The sequence below is a fragment of the Paracoccus sp. Ld10 genome, from assembly GCF_045064235.1.
Classification (GTDB): domain Bacteria; phylum Pseudomonadota; class Alphaproteobacteria; order Rhodobacterales; family Rhodobacteraceae; genus Paracoccus.
The window spans coordinates 23,311-39,837 of record NZ_JBISHD010000013.1 but is presented as its reverse complement, the minus strand read 5'-3'; the positions used below and the strand labels follow the sequence as shown (position 1 = coordinate 39,837).

Here is a 16,527-nt window from a genome sequence, read left to right as displayed (position 1 = left end):
GCGCATGCCCGTCCTGACCGTGACCCCACGCCTGAAGGTCGGGCTGAACCTGCCGCAACGCAAGCTGCGGGCGGGGTTCTCGGTCACCGCGATGGCGGACATGCTGTTCCAGCTGCTGATCTTTTTCATGCTGTCGGCGAACCTGACCGCATTCGCCCTGCTGGACATCCGGTCGGGCGCGCTGAGCGGCGGCAGCGGCGGGTCCGACCCATTGACCGAAACCGGACGGATCACCGACGCAGCCAGCACCGCCGTCTGGACGATCTCGGGCGATGCCGTGGTGGCCAGTGGCCAGCGGTTCGGGCTGGACCGGCTGGACAATCTGGCAGCGGCGCTGGCCGATCAGGGCACCGCGAATGTCCTTTTGGTGCTGCGCCCGGATGTCCCCGTGCACCGGGTGATTGCGGTGCTGGAGGCATTGCAGGCGCGCGGCATCACCTCGGTCCAGATCGCGGATGGGGGCGGGACATGAGCCTGAACCTGCCGGTCCGCACAGCGCGCGTCCGCATCGACCCGGCATTGGCCATCGTCAATGTGGTTCTGCTGCTGATCTTTTTCTTTCTTGTGTCGGGTCGGGAGCAAAGGGCGCTTGGCGACCTGGAGCTGTCCCAGACATCGCAATTGCCGAATGCCGCCCTGCCCTCGCCCGTGCTAGAGTTGCATCCGTCGGGCGACTGGCTGCTGGACGGTCAGCCCGTCCAGCCGGATCTGCTGGCCGCAGCACTGCCCGACGGCGAAGCGCCTGTGCATGTGATGATCGACCGCGACGCGCCGGCCCACCAGCTGATGGATCTGTTGCGGCGGCCGGAACTGGCCGCGCGCCCGCTGCGGCTGGTCACGCTGCGCGCGGTGGACCCATGACGGGCGGCACCGGGCGATGGGGGCGGTTGTGGGTTCTGGCAACGCTGGCCTCGATTGCCCTCCATGGCGGCGCGCTGGCGGCGTTGGTCTGGCGGCCCGACTGGCACATGGCCCCTGCCCCCCCACCACCCGGAGAGCTGCGGCTGGATGTGACCAGCATCGCCGCCGACTCCGTCGACGCGTCGACGCAGGTGATGACGTCGGTCGCCGATCTGTCCGAGGGACTGCCCGATCCCGCGATGGACCAGACGCTGACACCGATGGCGGACAACCCACTGCCTACGCTTGCCGAAGGCAGCCCGATCCTGTCACCGCTGAACGATGCGATCAGCATCGCCAGCAGCACCGCGCCGGCCGCTCCGCCCGGTCCCGGTGCCGACCCCACGACCGAAGGTGGACCAGACGCCGAGGCTTCCACCGCCACCGCCGAGGACCTGCCGCCACCCGATCCGCGCATCGCCGAGCTGTTCGCCCGCATCCGCGCCCAACTGGCCCAGACCTGCCTGTTCGCCCGCCCGGCTTTGCTTGGGACGGATCAGGTCCAGCTTTCGGTCTTTGCCACCGACGACCGGCAGATCTCGGCCCTGATGCAGGATCTGACCAAGGGGCTGGACACTCCCGTCACCGAACAGAACGTCCTGCTGGATCCGCGCCAATGTCCGGCCCTTGGATTTGCGCGCCGCGATCCCGCCTATCCGCTGCCCGGGCTGTCGCTGCAACTGGACGATCAGGACATCGCCAGCGGCGCCAACCTGTCGGGGCGTGTGTCGGGGGGGGCGGGCTTTTACACGACGCTGCTGCTGATCGATGACGAAGGCGTGGTCCATGACCTGCGTCGCTTTCTGATCGGATCGTCTGCGGGCAGCCGGTTCGACATCCCCCTCGCCCGCTTCGGCGTGGCCCGCGACACCCACCAGCTGATCCTGGCACTGGCCACGCCGGTGCGCCCTGACAGCGTGACACGTCTGGCGGGGTCTGCGGCCGAGGCGTTCTTCGACGGTCTAGGCGCCGAGACGGGTCAGGATCTGAGGGTCGGGCTGGCCAGCATATACGTGCGCTGACCGCCCCCGCATGGCCACATTGCGCAACCCGGTCGGTTTTCAGCCAAAATCATAGATAAGCCCGCCATCGCCGACGCGGATCGCAACGTCCGACATGGCCTCGCCGGAGACCATCCGCCCCAGAACCTGCCGCGACAGATCGGGCAGGATCGAATTGGTGATGATGTTGTCGATCATCCGACCACCGCTGTCCGGGTCGCGGCATTGATCCACGATATGGCCGATCACGGCATCGTCCCAGACAAGCTGCGCATTCTGCGCCTCGCGCATGCGGCGCGCCACTGCGCCCAACTTCAGCGCGGCGATCCCTGCCAGCACCGTCGACGACAACGGCACATAGGGGATGGTCACGATCCGGCCCAGCAGGGCGGGGGGAAAGACGCCCAGCAACTCCTCTTTCAACGAGGCGTCCAGCGTGTCGGTATCCGTAATGGTGCCTTCGGGCGCCAGCGCCATGATCGTGCCCGTCCCGACATTCGAGGTCATCAGGATCAGCGTGTTGCGAAAATTGATCGGACGTCCATTCCCATCCTCCATCCGGCCCTTGTCAAAGACCTGGAAGAACAGCTCGTGCACGTCGGGATGGGCCTTCTCCATCTCGTCCAGCAGGACCACCGAATAGGGTTTGCGCCGCACCGCTTCGGTCAGGCGCCCGCCCTCGCCATAGCCGACATAGCCCGGCGGCGCGCCCTTGAGCAGGCTGACGGAATGCGCCTCCTGAAACTCGGACATGTTGATGGTGATGACATTCTGCTCGCCGCCATACAGCGTCTCGGCCAGGGCCAGCGCCGTTTCGGTCTTGCCCACGCCGGATGGACCGCACAGCATGAAGACGCCGATGGGCTTGTCTGGATTGCCAAGGCCCGCCCGCGCGGTCTCGACCCGTCGGGCGATCATCTGCAGGCCCGCATCCTGTCCGATCACCCGTTCGCGCAGGTGATCGGCCATCCCCAGCACGGCCTGCAACTCGTCGGCGACCATCCGCCCCGCCGGAATGCCGGTCCAGTCGCTGATGACACTGGCAACCGCCTGATCGTCGACATGCGGCCAGATCATCCGGTCATCGCCATGGATCGCCTGCAGCCGCGCCATCCCCTCGGTCAGTTCGGCCCGCAGGGCGTCGCGGTCGGGCGCCTCGCCCTCAGCCTCGGCCAGCCGGGCGCGCAGGTCCAGAATATTGTCGACGATTGCCTTTTCAGCGTCGAAAGCCTCGTTCAGTGCGGACAGGCGATTGCGCGCGTCCTGCAAATCGGCCCCGGCCTCGGCCAGCCGGACGTCATCCCTATGACCCAGATCGGATTCGGCGGTCTTGGCACGGATCTCCACCTGCAGCGCGTCAATCGCGGCCTGCAAATCGGCGATCCGCGCCGGGGTCGAGGATTGGCTGACCGCCACCCGCGCGCAGGCCGTGTCCAGCAGGCTGACCGACTTGTCGGGCAACTGCCGGGCAGGCAGATAACGCGCCGACAGCTTGACCGCCGCCTCGACCGCGCCGTCCGAAATGCGGACCTTGTGATGCGCCTCCATCGGCGCCAGCAAACCGCGCATCATGAAGCAGGCCGTCTCGATCGAGGGTTCCTCGATACTGACGGGCTGAAAGCGGCGGGTCAGCGCCGGGTCCTTTTCGAAATAGGTCCGGTATTCGGCCCAGGTGGTCGCCCCGATGGTGCGCAGCGTGCCCCGTGCCAAGGCCGGTTTCAGCAGATTGGCCGCATCCCCCGTGCCCGCCGCGCCACCAGCCCCGATCAGGGTATGCGCCTCGTCGATGAACAGGATGATCGGAACGGGCGAGGATTGCACCTCGTCGATGACCGATCGCAGACGCTGCTCGAACTCTCCCTTCATGCTGGCCCCGGCCTGCATCGCGGCGATATCCAGCATGTGCAGCCGCATTCCCTGCAAGGCGGGGGGAACCGCACCCGAGGCCAGCCGCTGCGCAAACCCCTCGACCACGGCGGTCTTACCCACGCCCGCCTCGCCGGTCAGGATCGGATTGTTCTGACGGCGGCGCATCAGCACGTCGACGATCTGGCGGATCTCGTCATCGCGGCCCACGACCGGGTCCATGCCACCGGCCTGCGCCTGGGCGGTCATATCGACCGAAAAACGGCCGAGCGCCGTCTGGGCACCCGCGCCCTCGCGCCCCGCGCCGCCCGGCGCGCGCAGACCCGAGCCATCCATCGGGCGCATGTCCTCTTCCTCGGAAGCGGCCCACAGGGTGCGCGCGTCGGCACCGATGCGGTCGGCCGACAGCTGCTCGAAAACCGGCGAATACATGTGCAGCGCCTGACGCAGGGCGGCATCGTTCAGCAGCGCGACCAGCAGATGCCCGGTGCGGATCTGCGCCTCGCCGAAAAACAGCGAGGCATAGGTCCATGCATGGTTCAGCCCGTCCGCCAGACGTTCCGAAATGCCGGGCGTTTCTGTCACGTTCTTCTGCAATCCGGCGCAGGCGCGGTCCAGATCCTTCAGCACCCGCCCCCGGTCCAGCCCGGCATCGCGCAGAGTCAGCGAGATATCGCAATCCTGATGCGAGATGGCGTGAAACAGCCAGTGGCACAGATCGACATGCCGGTTTCCGTCGCAGCGGGCCTGCCGCATCGCCGACAGGAAGGCGTCATAGCCCAGCCGGTTCATCTTGCCCGCGAATTTTTCGATGGTGATGGCGGTCATGCGGCCTCGCGCTGTTGTTCGTCCGGGCCCCGGCTCAGGGCGAACCGGGCGATCTCGATATGGGGAAGGGGTGCATCCGTGTAGGGGCTGACAGCTGCCAGCCAACCCAGTGCCATGCCGCCGCCCAGTTGCGCCGGCGGAACCCGCTTAGGCGGAAGGGTCAGGGCAAGATCGACGTCATAGCTGCGCCCGAGATACCAGAAGACCAGATCCGACATCCGGGCATAGCTGTCGGCCCCCGGCAGAAAGGCCTGGTAGCTTTCAACATCGGGCACATGCAGATGCACGCAGATCTTTTCACCGACCGAGCGTAACCGTGCCCCGAGATACAGATCGCGGCCAAGCGAGCCGCCCATGCCGAGACCGCGCTGATCGTCGGCCTCGAATTCCAGCCAGGCCGGGACATGCTCTTCGACCTCGACCGGAAGGTTGAAATGGTTTTCCAGGATTTGACGCAGACGCACCGCGCTGCGAACGCGTCCGCCAAAAACCGAAACCAGAGGCAACCGCGCCATGTCCGGAAAGCCGTCGTGATCGCGATAGGCCGGGCTGCCGATGCCTGCGGTGGACGCGACATAGGTGGCAAAGCGATCCTCGCCCGGTCGATCATGCTGGCTGATCGCATGAGAGTCGGACCACGCGCGGAAGAACAGCTGATAAAAGCGCCCCGCGAAGATATCTGCAAAGCGGACAAAGGCGTCCTCGCCCTCGGCCTGCCAGCGCAGGACCTCTTCGGACAGGTTCAGCGGCAGCGCGCCTTGTGACCCGAAATAGCCCATGAACTGCGCCCGGATCCGGGGCCGAGACGCGGCAAAATCGGCCTCGGGCAGCACGATCTCTTCGGCGGGAAAGGCCAGATCGGGATCCTGACCGATATCGACCAGGTCGTCTGCCCGCCGGGTGGACCGCCCGATGCGCGGCTTGCCCGGCGTTTCGCGCTCCAATCGCCGCAACAGGGCCAGAAAGCCCGCATCGCTCATATCAATGGCCCCTGTCCGGTCCGGGGTGGCCACACCTTGAGGATGCCGCGCTGCTTGCTGACGACCACCATCTGGCTGAAGCTGTTGATGCTGACATATTCGGCGAAGAACCGATCCAGCACGGCGGCCAGCAGAATGATGCCGCTGCCCTCGAACGCGGCTTCATCGAAGGTCACCGTGATTTCAAGGCCCCGGGCGGGAAAGAACCCCTCGGGGCGGCGGATGGATCGGGTCACGGGGCGGACCTTCAGCCCGGTCACGCCGGCGATCTGCGTCTCGGTCACGCTGTCGGACAGGTCGGCGAACAGCGTCAGGATCTCGCGCAGGCTGGCGGCGCCGTCGCGCCCAAAGCGGTCGTCCAGGCCGAAATGGTTCAGCGCCAGATACGACACCAGCCGCCAATACACATCGCCCTGCCCGGTGCGATGGGGTCCGGCACGTTCGGTCTCGGTCATGGCTTCGCGCGGGGCACTGGGGCCGTTCACGCAATTCAGCATCAGGGTCTGGTCGGACACCATGTTGAAATCGTCCGATCCTGCCAGAGGCAGAGCCGCAGGCAGGCCGCGGTTCGAACACAGCGCCCGGACATGCAGCCGCTGCGCGCGCCTGCCGATGATATCATCGGGCGGCTCGTAGACCGACAGGAACGTTTCCGACCCGCGATAATCGGCGCGCGCGCCACTGCGGCGTTCGGTTTCGGTCAGACGCCGGGGCTTGCGTCGGGTGGTGAAATAATAGGTCGCCCGCTGCAGGGCCGGGCCCTGTGGCAGCGCATAGAGCGGAAAGACCTCGACCCTGTCAGAGGCGGTGCCATAGCTGGCATGGACGCGCAGGATCTTTTGAATCTCGTAATGCGTGATCGGGCTTGAATCGGGCGTCACGACATATTCGTGGCGCCGGTCATCCAGCCGGATCTGGTTCGAGCTTTCCTCGAACAGGTTGATCGCCGTGGCGCAGTTCAAACGGATGTCGCGCGGGCCTGTCTGGCGGGCCAGATCCTCGTTTACACGATCGAATTCTAGGATCAGCTGAACATCCTGAGCATGGACGGGGCGCAGGGCGTCGCCCAGATCCGTGACGCGAAAGCCAAGAAACTTGCGGGGAAACGCGAACAGCTCGCGCAGCAGAGAAAAGCCCTCGAACATGGCCGAGGCACGGTCGAACAGCAATTCGTCGCGCGAAAAGCCGATCTGGGCGATCTGGTCGGGGCGCAGCCGCAAAAAGACCGGGTCGCCGTTGGGCTGCAACCAGCGCAGGCTGACCCGCGTGATGTTGCAATGCAGCTGCTCGTACAGCATCAGCGCGCGCAGCATGTCGCCGGTCAGCCGGAACTCCAACCGGTCGCTGCCAAGGGCGGACAGCGACGTGCCATCCGTCGCCTGCAGATCCAGAACCAGACCGGCCCGTGTCGCCTTGTCCGGGTCCTGACCCAGACCGCCCAATGTCGTCGTGCGGTCGTGATAGGTCACGCCCCGGATGGCCAACGGCAACTGCACCAAATCAGATGTCAGCCGGAACCGGCACGAAACCCGCTTGTCTGCATCGCGGAACCGCGCATCCAGATATTCCCCGCGTGCATAAACGCGCGGCCGCCCATCGGCGGGCGGCATGCTGGGGGGCGGTGCCTCGACCACCAGGCAGCTGGGCACCGGCGCCAGCGCGTCGGGAAAAATCTGTTCGAGCAGCTCCATGGTGAAGCCGCGGAATTCCTCGTCCAGCTTCAGCTGCACGCGGGCCGCCAGAAAAGCGGCGCCCTCCAGCAGTCCGGCGATGGTGGGGTCGATATTCTCGCGCAGCACGCCGCCAAGCCGGTCGGCCAGACCGGGAAATTCCTCGGCAAATTCGGCAGAGCGTTCGTAGAGAATATCCAGTTCCCGCTCGTAGGCGTCGCGAAAGGCCTTCTTCATGCCGCGCCCTGCATGCGCCGCATCGCGATCTTGCCGGCGGCCGGGTCGATCTCGGCCACGAACTGCAATGGAATGTCGTTGGGGTCCGAGATCATCTCGGCCACGATCTCGAATGACAGGCGCTGGTCCACGGTCGGCTCCGCCTCGTCCAGGCGCACCTCGATGGTTTCGGCGCGCAGGCGCGGCTCGGCCCCGATCAGTGCCTCGCGGATCGCCTCGGCCAGCGATCCGGGGGTCCGGTGGCTGCGCCACAGACTGTCCATGTCCTGAAAGCCGTGATTGATGACCGAAGCGCTGATCCGGGGATAGTCCTCCAGCGGGACGCAGACATCGAGGCGGATCGTGTTCATCAGGCTGGCGATATCCTGTGCCAGATTGCGGCGCAGCGAGTCCTCGCTGGCGCCTTCGCGGCGCTTCTGGCTGACCAGCGTCAGATCGCGCTCGCCGTCGACATAGTTTCGGTTGCCATCGCGACCGTCCCGCCTTGCCACGGAATCGCGAAAAATGTGCAGCAGCGACATTTCCCGCAATCCGCCCCGCGCTGCGTGACCGCGAGATCCGGGGATTGCGTCAGGTCTGCGAGACACGATGAACTTCCCGATTTGCGTCCGGTTAGACGGACAGATGTGGTTGTGACGCAAACAACAGGGCCGGCACGATGGCCGACCCTGTCGGGTTCAGATCCGGCCCGTCACGACGGCGAGCCGGGCGGACGACCGATTACGAGTTCCACTCGCGATTTTCGGCGATGTCCCAACCAGCCATCGTTTCAGCGCCAGGGGCACCCGAATCTTCCTGCAGCGCATAGAGCACCTCGAACTTGCGGAAGTTCAGCGTCAGCGTTTCCTGAATGCGGTCCAGACCATCCTTGGAGCCGCCGGTGGAGTAGCTGGTGATCATGATGTTTTGCATCTTGATCCGGAAATACTCGACCGGGGAGGTGCCGCCCGATTTGCGCACGATCAATTCGCCCGTCTCGATATGCTCGCCCGAGGTGCAGCGCTTGATCAGGTCGTTGGTCGCCAGATCCACATATTTGGTCAGGGTGATGTCTTCGACATTCACCTTGCCGCCGCCGCCACCCTTGCCGATATGGGTGGTGCCGGACTGGGTCAGACCCCAGTTCCAGGCCAGTACATCGATTTCATCGCGATGACGATCGTCCTGCGATTCACCTTTGATGCTATTCGACAGCTTCAGAAAAATATCGACAGCCATGAGAAACCTCCGTTGCGGCAATCATTCGAAAAAGTCATTTACCTTTCGGCAATTTGGAGACGAGAGACATCCCGACGTCCATGCCTTCCAATTGGAAATGAGGTTTGAGGAAAAATTTGCCCATGTAGTATCCCGGGTTTTCCTCGTCTTCCACCACTTCCACCTTGGCACCTGCCAAGGGTTTCTTGGCCTTCTCCCGCTCGCTTGCGCTTTCCGGGTTGCCCGACACGTATTTGTTGACCCATGTCTGCAATTGCGTCTGCAATTGCAGCCGGTCCGGGCTTTGGCCAATCTTGTCGCGAACCATACATTTCAGATAGTGACTGAAGCGTGACACGGCGAAGATATAGGGCAACCGCGACGACATATTGTCCGAGGCCGTCGCCTGTTCATCGACATATTTCTTGGGGCGATACAGCGTTTGCGCGCCGATGAAGGCGGCCTTGTCGGTGTGCTTGCGATGGATCAGGCCGATCAACCCGGCCTTTGACAGCTCTGCCTCGCGCCGGTCGGTGATCGACACTTCCGTTGGGCATTTCAGGTCCTTGTTGCCTTCACCCGTCTCAAAATTATGGGTGGGCAGGTTCAGCACTTCGCCGCCGGATTGAACGCCGCGGATCTGCACGGTCCAGCCATGCTCCTTGTGGGCGCGATTGACGTTCACGGCGAGGGTATGGGCCGCATTCATCCAGGCATATTTGGTGCCAGCATGTCCGTCGGTCTCTTCCTCGAATCCAAACTCTTCGACCACCGAATTGGAATTCTGGCCATAGGGTTCGCGCGCCAGCACCTTGGGCAGTGTCAAGGCGATGTAGCGAGAGTTCTCGGAATCGCGCAGGCCATTCCAGGCCGCATAATCGGGCGTGTCGAAGATTTCCGACAGATCCGGCGGGGTCGACAGCTCGGTCCAGCTGTCCAGACCCAGCAGTTCGGGCGCGGCGGCCGAGATGAACGGTGCATGGGCTGCAGCCGCGACCTTGCCGATATCGCGCAGCAGGGCCACGTCGGCGGTGCCGTGATCGAAATAGAAATCGCCGACCAAGGCGCCAAAGGGCTTGCCGCCCAAGGTACCGAACTCGGCTTCGTAGACAATCTTGTTCAGCGGGGACTTGTCCCATTTCGCGCCGGGATAGCGGCGCATCATCTGCTGCAGTTCTTTCTTCGAGACATTCATCACTTTGACGCGCAAGGACGCATCCGTCTCGGAGTTGTTGACGGTGTAGGCCAGGCCACGCCAGGAGGATTCCAGCTTTTGAAATTCTTCGTGATGGATCACCGCATTGAGCTGTTCGGTCAGCTTCTGATCAAGCTTGGACAGCATCGCGTCGATTGTGTCGATCACGTCTTCTGCGATCAGCGTCTGATCGTCCAACGCTTCGCGGACCAGCGCCACGACGGCATTGTCGACTTCCTTGGCAGCGACATCGGTGCGTGGCTTGATGGTCTGACGCAGGATGTCGGAAAATTCGCTCAGTTCGGCGAGCGGCGCGGATTCGGATGCGGCCGGAGCCTGATGTTCCTGCGCCATGATCAGTGATCCTCTTCCGGGGTAAGCTTGGCGCTGTCGCGCTCGGCCAGCGCGGCCATCAGTTCGGGATCGTTCAGCAGCTTTCGGATCTGGTCCTGCGCCTTGGGCTTGGAATTCATATAGCGTTGCAGGTTTGCCAGATGCTGACGCGCTTCCAGCAGCTTTTTCAAGGCCGGGATCTGTCGGGCCACCGCCGCGGGATTGAAATCGTCCAAGCTTTGCAGCTGCAGCGACACGCCAAGCCGACCGTCGCCGCCACCCATCTTGTTTTCAACATTGAAGGACAGACCGGGCGCGATGCTTTTCATGTAATCGTCCAGCGTCGCGGCCGTTACATCCGTAAAGTCGCGCTCTTCCATGTCGGGCTTGTCGACCTCGGAGGCGTTTCCGGACAGATCGGACATCACGCCCATCACGAAGGGCAGTTCGACGATCTTTTCCGAATCGTAGGGGTCTTCGTAGGAAATACTGACCCGCGGCGGGCGGTTCCGCTTGATAAAATCGGTGGATTTGTCAGACGCCATCATCACAATCCTTTGTTGGCCCCAAAAAACTCGGTTTCGCGGTTCAAGTCAATCGCGCAGCACAGACATATTAGCCATTTCCTGCCGACGGCATCAGCAGGTCGGCCATAATGGCATCAAATCGCTGATCCAGCATGGACGTGGCCTTTGCCAGTAGCAAGGGAACCGGACTGGCGGGCTCGAAGGCGGTGAAATAACCCTCGACGCTGGCAATCAGACCGATCAGATCGCCCCGGCCGGTGACAGGACGGGTAGCTGTGGCTGCAATCAGCGCCGGTTCCGCCTGCCCAAGGGCCGCGGTGGTCAGTTCACGCAGCCGCTGCATCGGCAGGGCAAATCCGCTGCCCTGCCCCACATTCAACGTGATCGCTGAGGCGCGATCGGGCATCAGCGCCTCGATGGCATCGACCAGGGGCAGGCCCACCAGCAGGCGCGCCTGCACGATCAGCAACAGCGCCGCCGAAGAGGGCTCGTTGCGGACAAGCCATTCTTGCGCCGCATCCAGCGCTGCGGCGGCTTCGGCGCGTTCGGTTACGGCCTGTCCGCCTGTCGGCATCTGGGCAGGGGCCGTTCGGGCGGCCCCTGTGCTTGGTGGCACCGGATCCCTGCCGGGCGTTGCGACAGCGGCCCCCTGATCGGACCAGACCCGCAGATCGGGCCGCGCCCGGGCGATCATGGCCTGCAGATCGGCCAGCACCCCGCGCACCGATCCCAGCTCGGGCGTGAACCCGCCCGGCGCCTGGGCCGAATGTCGTTGCAGCCGGAACAGCGCATCCGAGGCCCGGCACAACATGCCATGGACCGCCGTCACATGCCGCAGATTGCCATCGGCGCGCAAAGGCTCGGCGACATCCTGACCCAACTCGATCTCTTCCGACAGGCGCGGCGGCACCTTGCCCGTGGCCACCATCGACCGCCGCAGTGTGACGTCGCTGCCTGGCACCAACGGCAGATGAGTCAGCGGCATCACGACGGTCGTCTGGCTGTTCAGCGCCTCGAGGGCGGCGCGGCGATCGCCCGTGCCGCGATCAAGGCGCGGATGCAGATCCTCGGGCCATTGGGTCAGCAGGGCCGCCATGATCTCGACCGTATCGACGAAATCCTCGAGCCGTCCCGCCAAAATCTGGAACTGCGCAAGCAAGGCCAGCAGCCGAAGATCGCGGCTCTGATCAAGAAGGGACAGGATCGAAGCGCGCTCCTGCGCCAGATCGACCGTGCGTGGATCGAACAGCCGGTCCTCGCGACCGTCGCTGGCGGAACCGGGGATAAAGTATCGCTCTGGCAGGCGGGATTCGGCCTCGAAGTAGTAATCGAGGAAACCGGCATCATCGCCGCGTTCCAGATCGGGCCCGCAGGGCTGATCGTCCGAGACCGGTTCAAGAAGATCGTCCAGTTTCATCGCCTGCCCTTTGTGTCGCCGTGCTCTGCCCGATCATCCGCCTTGCGATAAGCCTGGGCGAACAGCCTGATGAATTCGTCCAGAATGCCGTTCTCGCTGGCGGTCTTTGCGTCCCATCGTGACACAAAACCATCCCAGGCCCGCGATTTTCGGTTGCCGGTCAAGCCGGGCTTGGCCTCTGCCTCGATCTGGCTCGGGTCAAGATCCGCCAGCAATTCGATCAGGGCTGGCTGAAGGGCCGCGAACAATGCCGCCTGATGACGGCGCAGATCGCCCAACGCCTCGTCAAAGCCCGCAGCCCCGGTCAGGAACCCCGCGCGCGGGCGCAGAAACAACGCCTCCAGCGCCTGCGTCCCGTCCGGCAGGAACTTCAACGGATTGTTGTCCGTGGCGCCCCGCATCGTCCGTTCCCCCGAACGGGTGAAGTGCCGCGCGGTCGAGCGGTCCTGCAGGGCCGCCATGATCTGCTCGGCACTGACGCGCAGGGCCTCGCCCAGCTGGCGGCCCAGAACTTGCGGATCGACTCCTTCCGCAGCGGCAGGCGTCAGACCCGCACCGTCACAAAAGCCTTGCAGGAATGCCGCCCCGGACGCGGCCGGGGCCGGACGCATCGGCGGGACGGACATCGGCTGCACCGGATGAGAAGTCGCAGGCACAGCCGAGCCGTCACCGCCCGAGGGTGGGCTGACCGGCGAGACCTGAGCGGGGGCCACGGCAGACGTCCGGACAGCCTGTCCCGGATCAGGCGCGGGCGCCATCGGCAGATCAATGAAATCGTCGCTGAAATCGGGCTGGCGTCCTTGCCGGGACAAGGGCAGCGGGTTGATCGGTTGAGCCGCCACCCCGCCCAGAGCCCAAGGGTCGTCCTGACCGACTTCGTCCACCACCCGCTCGATCCGATGCTCGGGCAGCGATCCCGGCGACAGGGCCGAGACGCTTTGCGGCAAATCAAAGATCGCCACGATCAGATATTGCCCGACCTGAAAGCGATCGCCATGGCTCAGCGCATGGGGGCGGTCCAGCCGGTGGCGGTGACCTTGCAGGAACGTGCCGTTCGTGGACACATCGCGCAGCCACCAAGTCACGCCGTCATGGCTGACATCGAAATGATGGCCCGAGATATACCGGCTGGCATCGGGCAGCACCCATCCCATCCCCGACCGGCGTCCGACCTGCAACCCACCCTGAGGCACCAGCACGCTGACCGGGCCGCCATCATCCAGCATGTGGAAATTCTCGATCTGCAAGGTCAGGGTCATGCGCTCTCCTCAGACCCGGAACAGGGTTTCGGCCAGATCGAGAATGCGGGCCAAAAAAAAGGACCGCCGATCTAACGGCGCGCGGGCCAGACAGGACAGGATTGCGGAATTGATGGCAACGGGACTTTTGTAGGCCGGAACGGATTCGGGTTCGTTGGGCGCAGGCCCCCCGGTCGACCAGCCGACCGCCAGTCCCAGCAGGACCGACGGGTTGCGCGCCGGGGCCCACAGCGCCTCTCGCATGATCTCGTGGCGCAGCCGGGTTGTCGGGTTCCCCAGCCAGCCAGAGATCTGCTGCATCATCTCGCGTTCCTGCGGTTGCAGGTATTCGGCCATCAGACGCAGACATTCATAGCCCCAGCCCGCCGCATCGGTCGGCACGGCCGCGAAAGCAGTGTAGGTCACAGCCTCTTCTGGCGTGGTCGAAGATCGCAGACGAAACAGGAACCGCAGAGGGTCGTCACCCGGCTGCGGGCGCAGCTTGACCAGCTCACCCAGCCTTTGGGTCTGGGCAAAATGGTCCTCAGGTGTGCCCGGCCGCAGGCTGCGGCGCGGGCGGCGGGTCGTCTCGTCGGAGCCAGGATCGCCAGTCTGCATGGGGTCGGAAGGTCCTCGTCAGCGCAGGGGGACTATGAAAAGAACGGGCCGGGTTCACAAGGGGTCACTCTGACCGAACTGAGCTGCTGCCGGTTTCGTGGAAAGCAGGTTAAGCTAGCATGGCGCGCGCCTCGATGGGACGGTGCCTACCGATCAAGGCGAACCTCATGTCGCCTCAGGCACGAAAATTGCGTTCGACCATTGTCCCTGAACCAATGGCGGAAAATGGTCTCGGTGGGTTCAACCGGTCAGCGCAAGATCTTTGGTTTGAGATATTCTGAAAGGACCCACGATGGCACGTATCTGCCCGTTCCCGGGAAAGGCAGCAGCCGGGGTTGCGCTTAGCTCCCTCATCCAGCGGCGCAGCACACTTTCGGACAGGTCGAGGTCGCGTGCGGCCTGCGACACCGCTACGCCCCGATCGGTTACAAGCCTCACGGCCTCTGTCTTGAACTCACGGCTGAACTTTCGTCTCGTCATATCCACTCTCCAGTTCCTTGGTCACGACCTTATCTTCGTGTCCACGAAACCGGCAGCGGCTCAGTCATAGCGTCTAACCCACTCCAGCGTTGCTTCCAGCGCATCGAGAGGCTCCGGAGCATCCAGAACGGGGACGATATAACTCTCAAAGCGAAGGTTCCGGATCGCGGCATTTACCGCGCGATAATCTTGCAGGATCAGTCCCTGATTGACGTCACCAAGTTGCGGGTGTTGACCTGCCTGGATTATTATACCGCCATCGAAGCGCGATATCGGGATGCTGTCTCCCAGATGCTGTTGAAGCTGTTCAGCGGGCACAAGCTCGGCAAGTAAGTCGTCACTAAGAAGTGTCAGCCAGTTTAGCGAGAAATAGCGGTTCGCCCGTTGCCTGCGAACGGACAGCTCGGCCGCAAAACGATCGTCCAGACCGCAGTGGAGGCCGGGAAACCGGGCAAGATAGGGATAGGTTCCGGCGGTGGACGCGTAAATCCGGTCGTACTGAAGGGCAAAACCCGCCATACCAAAACTTGCCCTAAGCGTTGAGGCAGCTTTGCGGGCCCTTTCGGCGTGGCGGCGGAACATGGTCTGCGCATCCCAGAACAGGCTGGTCGAAAACTCGAGGACCGAAATATCCGCCGTTCCCTCCAGCCCGCCCCCGGCGATCACGCTGCCGCCGAAGGGCGTGACGCCCGTATTGTTAGGGGGGCGGAACTCGGCACCGAACAGGCCCAGATCGATCCCCGAGGCAGAGAGACCCGCGGTGTGACGCTTGCGGATCGCTTGTTCAGACCTTTGGCGGAATGCAATCAGGTCGAACTGCTCGGGCCTAGCGGTATCGCCTGCGCATTGCATGAAGGCCAGATGCGGCGCCACGTCTTCGGCAAGATCGGCGAGTGCGGTCAGCGCGTTCAGCTGGCCCTCAAGCGTATTGCCACCCTCAAAGAACAGGACGAGCTTGAAGACGATCCGCGCCGTTTCGTCGCCTTGCGGCGACAGAATGCGCACATCGTCAATATCCCTCGTCGTCCGCAGCATCTCCGGTGTCATCTGGTTTGCGCCTGTCATTTTTATGCCTCATGTTCCCGCTGCCGCCGTGGCGCCTGCCCCGCCCAGCACCAGGCCACAAATCCCCGCCGAGAAATAGATGCAGGCACCCGCCGCAACGACGCCCGCGGCACCAAGAAGCCACCAGCCGAGATTCGGGTCGGTCTGTGGAGCGGCGTCCGGCTGATTGGTCTGGCGAAGACCTTCGCAATTGTTGCAATCCTGAGGAATGTTCATCATCTGAAGTTGCTTCCCGTTCATTCGCGCGATTTGCGAATATCGCCGCTGCTGCGTTCCTCTCAGCCGGTCGCCGGGAAACTTCATCTCGATAAATTCGACCGGCTGGCCAGCTGCTACGGACGTCAAATCAAGCCGGGACCCGGGAACCCCATAGCGCGTCTGCGGCGACTGATCGGGATTGCGATACATGACACCGGCATTCGAGAATGTGACCTCTGCGTAAAGCCCGTCGGTCGGGGTGCGTGGCAGGCCGGAAATGGCGGCGGCGACGCAGGTCTGATGCTGGCCGGACGCCAGACAGCGGCAGGCAATATCGCACAGCAGGTCCAAAGTCGTCTTGCTGGCACCCGTCACCGGACCCGTGAAATAGCCCGCTGCCGAGATAGTGTTGCCTTGATTCATCAGCATCCGGTCGGTCAGTCGGGTGACAGGTCTACCCTCCATGAAGACGTCCGGTGACCAGCTAAGAAATGTCGCGCGATCACCGTTCACTCCGGATTTGACACCGCCGCCAGTGCCCGGTTCATCACCATAGGAGATAGAGAACTCGGATCCCTTGATCCCGCACATTGCACCGTCATGCGACCTGACCGTCGAGGTGCCTTTGGCAAGATCGCGTGCAAAGGCAATGTTGACAAAGGGCACAGGCATGGACGGAGCCTTGCAGACATCCGGAAGGGTCGAGCGCACAAAACCAGTTGCCTTTTTGTGACACAGCGTTAACCCGTTGATCCGGACGGTTTCTGTAGACATGGT

Annotated in this window: 15 protein-coding genes and 1 pseudogene; 3 read left to right on the top strand and 13 right to left on the bottom strand. The window is 63.7% G+C overall.

Annotated elements, in window-relative coordinates; translation table 11 throughout:
* Positions 1 to 4: 4 nt before the first annotated feature.
* Genes ACJJVR_RS04710 through ACJJVR_RS04700 form a run of 3 tightly spaced genes read left to right on the top strand, consistent with a single transcriptional unit; the run spans position 5 to position 1,922 of the window.
* Complete coding sequence (locus ACJJVR_RS04710) at positions 5 to 472, top strand: ExbD/TolR family protein (protein WP_405402637.1); 468 nt, start codon at positions 5 to 7, stop codon at positions 470 to 472.
* Positions 469 to 861 (top strand): ExbD/TolR family protein, encoded by a 393-nt coding sequence (locus ACJJVR_RS04705; RefSeq protein WP_405402636.1) that lies wholly within the window; start codon positions 469 to 471, stop codon positions 859 to 861. The genes ACJJVR_RS04710 and ACJJVR_RS04705 overlap by 4 nt, the downstream gene beginning before the upstream one ends.
* On the top strand, positions 858 to 1,922 hold the full coding sequence (locus ACJJVR_RS04700; protein ID WP_405402635.1) for a hypothetical protein: 1,065 nt from the start codon (positions 858 to 860) through the stop codon (positions 1,920 to 1,922). Before ACJJVR_RS04705 ends, ACJJVR_RS04700 begins: the two co-directional genes overlap by 4 nt.
* A 39-nt stretch (positions 1,923 to 1,961) precedes the next feature.
* On the opposite strand, the gene tssH is transcribed toward ACJJVR_RS04700, so the two are convergent.
* The 13 genes and pseudogenes from tssH to ACJJVR_RS04635 all read right to left on the bottom strand — a co-directional run bounded on the left by tssH (position 1,962) and on the right by ACJJVR_RS04635 (position 16,524).
* On the bottom strand, positions 1,962 to 4,595 hold the full coding sequence (gene tssH / locus ACJJVR_RS04695) for a type VI secretion system ATPase TssH (protein WP_405402633.1): 2,634 nt from the start codon (positions 4,593 to 4,595) through the stop codon (positions 1,962 to 1,964).
* Complete coding sequence (gene tssG, locus ACJJVR_RS04690; protein WP_405402631.1) at positions 4,592 to 5,575, bottom strand: type VI secretion system baseplate subunit TssG; 984 nt, start codon at positions 5,573 to 5,575, stop codon at positions 4,592 to 4,594. The genes tssH and tssG overlap by 4 nt, the downstream gene beginning before the upstream one ends.
* Entirely contained in the window at positions 5,572 to 7,482 is a 1,911-nt protein-coding gene (gene tssF / locus ACJJVR_RS04685; protein ID WP_405402630.1) for a type VI secretion system baseplate subunit TssF, read from the bottom strand. Before tssF ends, tssG begins: the two co-directional genes overlap by 4 nt.
* On the bottom strand, positions 7,479 to 8,003 hold the full coding sequence (locus tag ACJJVR_RS04680) for a GPW/gp25 family protein (RefSeq protein ID WP_405402628.1): 525 nt from the start codon (positions 8,001 to 8,003) through the stop codon (positions 7,479 to 7,481). The genes tssF and ACJJVR_RS04680 overlap by 4 nt, the downstream gene beginning before the upstream one ends.
* 199 nt (positions 8,004 to 8,202) lie before the next feature.
* Positions 8,203 to 8,700, bottom strand: coding sequence for an Hcp family type VI secretion system effector (locus ACJJVR_RS04675; protein WP_405402627.1), 498 nt, complete (start codon positions 8,698 to 8,700; stop codon positions 8,203 to 8,205).
* Between the two features lie 34 nt (positions 8,701 to 8,734).
* The gene (gene tssC, locus ACJJVR_RS04670) at positions 8,735 to 10,228 is read right to left on the bottom strand and encodes a type VI secretion system contractile sheath large subunit (RefSeq protein WP_405402626.1); all 1,494 of its coding nucleotides are present in this window, start codon (positions 10,226 to 10,228) and stop codon (positions 8,735 to 8,737) included.
* Between the two features lie 2 nt (positions 10,229 to 10,230).
* A complete protein-coding gene (gene tssB, locus ACJJVR_RS04665) occupies positions 10,231 to 10,755 on the bottom strand; it encodes a type VI secretion system contractile sheath small subunit (protein ID WP_405402625.1) in 525 nt (174 codons plus the stop codon).
* A 67-nt stretch (positions 10,756 to 10,822) separates the two neighbouring features.
* Positions 10,823 to 12,151 (bottom strand): ImpA family type VI secretion system protein, encoded by a 1,329-nt coding sequence (locus tag ACJJVR_RS04660; RefSeq protein WP_405402624.1) that lies wholly within the window; start codon positions 12,149 to 12,151, stop codon positions 10,823 to 10,825.
* Positions 12,148 to 13,410, bottom strand: a complete 1,263-nt coding sequence (gene tagH, locus ACJJVR_RS04655) for a type VI secretion system-associated FHA domain protein TagH (protein WP_405402622.1) — start codon at positions 13,408 to 13,410, stop codon at positions 12,148 to 12,150. The genes ACJJVR_RS04660 and tagH overlap by 4 nt, the downstream gene beginning before the upstream one ends.
* 9 nt (positions 13,411 to 13,419) lie before the next feature.
* Positions 13,420 to 14,007: a DUF6931 family protein gene (locus tag ACJJVR_RS04650; RefSeq protein ID WP_405402621.1), complete on the bottom strand. Its 588-nt coding sequence runs from the start codon at positions 14,005 to 14,007 to the stop codon at positions 13,420 to 13,422.
* Positions 14,008 to 14,304: 297 nt separating this feature from the next.
* Positions 14,305 to 14,487 (bottom strand): annotated as a pseudogene (locus ACJJVR_RS04645) (transposase); the annotation flags it as partial.
* A gap of 60 nt (positions 14,488 to 14,547) precedes the next feature.
* The gene (locus tag ACJJVR_RS04640) at positions 14,548 to 15,534 is read right to left on the bottom strand and encodes a type VI immunity family protein (protein WP_405402619.1); all 987 of its coding nucleotides are present in this window, start codon (positions 15,532 to 15,534) and stop codon (positions 14,548 to 14,550) included.
* A 27-nt stretch (positions 15,535 to 15,561) separates the two neighbouring features.
* Positions 15,562 to 16,524 (bottom strand): PAAR-like domain-containing protein, encoded by a 963-nt coding sequence (locus tag ACJJVR_RS04635; RefSeq protein ID WP_405402618.1) that lies wholly within the window; start codon positions 16,522 to 16,524, stop codon positions 15,562 to 15,564.
* Positions 16,525 to 16,527: the final 3 nt, after the last annotated feature.

What these genes read in the sequence shown, in the direction of transcription:
- ACJJVR_RS04710 (WP_405402637.1), top strand. Translation starts at nt 5, where the DNA reads ATGCCCGTCCTGACCGTGACCCCACGCCTGAAGGTCGGGCTGAACCTG.
- ACJJVR_RS04705 (WP_405402636.1), top strand. Translation starts at nt 469, where the DNA reads ATGAGCCTGAACCTGCCGGTCCGCACAGCGCGCGTCCGCATCGACCCG.
- ACJJVR_RS04700 (WP_405402635.1), top strand. Translation starts at nt 858, where the DNA reads ATGACGGGCGGCACCGGGCGATGGGGGCGGTTGTGGGTTCTGGCAACG.
- tssH (WP_405402633.1), bottom strand. Translation starts at nt 4,595, where the DNA reads ATGACCGCCATCACCATCGAAAAATTCGCGGGCAAGATGAACCGGCTG.
- tssG (WP_405402631.1), bottom strand. Translation starts at nt 5,575, where the DNA reads ATGAGCGATGCGGGCTTTCTGGCCCTGTTGCGGCGATTGGAGCGCGAA.
- tssF (WP_405402630.1), bottom strand. Translation starts at nt 7,482, where the DNA reads ATGAAGAAGGCCTTTCGCGACGCCTACGAGCGGGAACTGGATATTCTC.
- ACJJVR_RS04680 (WP_405402628.1), bottom strand. Translation starts at nt 8,003, where the DNA reads ATGTCGCTGCTGCACATTTTTCGCGATTCCGTGGCAAGGCGGGACGGT.
- ACJJVR_RS04675 (WP_405402627.1), bottom strand. Translation starts at nt 8,700, where the DNA reads ATGGCTGTCGATATTTTTCTGAAGCTGTCGAATAGCATCAAAGGTGAA.
- tssC (WP_405402626.1), bottom strand. Translation starts at nt 10,228, where the DNA reads ATGGCGCAGGAACATCAGGCTCCGGCCGCATCCGAATCCGCGCCGCTC.
- tssB (WP_405402625.1), bottom strand. Translation starts at nt 10,755, where the DNA reads ATGATGGCGTCTGACAAATCCACCGATTTTATCAAGCGGAACCGCCCG.
- ACJJVR_RS04660 (WP_405402624.1), bottom strand. Translation starts at nt 12,151, where the DNA reads ATGAAACTGGACGATCTTCTTGAACCGGTCTCGGACGATCAGCCCTGC.
- tagH (WP_405402622.1), bottom strand. Translation starts at nt 13,410, where the DNA reads ATGACCCTGACCTTGCAGATCGAGAATTTCCACATGCTGGATGATGGC.
- ACJJVR_RS04650 (WP_405402621.1), bottom strand. Translation starts at nt 14,007, where the DNA reads ATGCAGACTGGCGATCCTGGCTCCGACGAGACGACCCGCCGCCCGCGC.
- ACJJVR_RS04640 (WP_405402619.1), bottom strand. Translation starts at nt 15,534, where the DNA reads ATGACACCGGAGATGCTGCGGACGACGAGGGATATTGACGATGTGCGC.
- ACJJVR_RS04635 (WP_405402618.1), bottom strand. Translation starts at nt 16,524, where the DNA reads ATGTCTACAGAAACCGTCCGGATCAACGGGTTAACGCTGTGTCACAAA.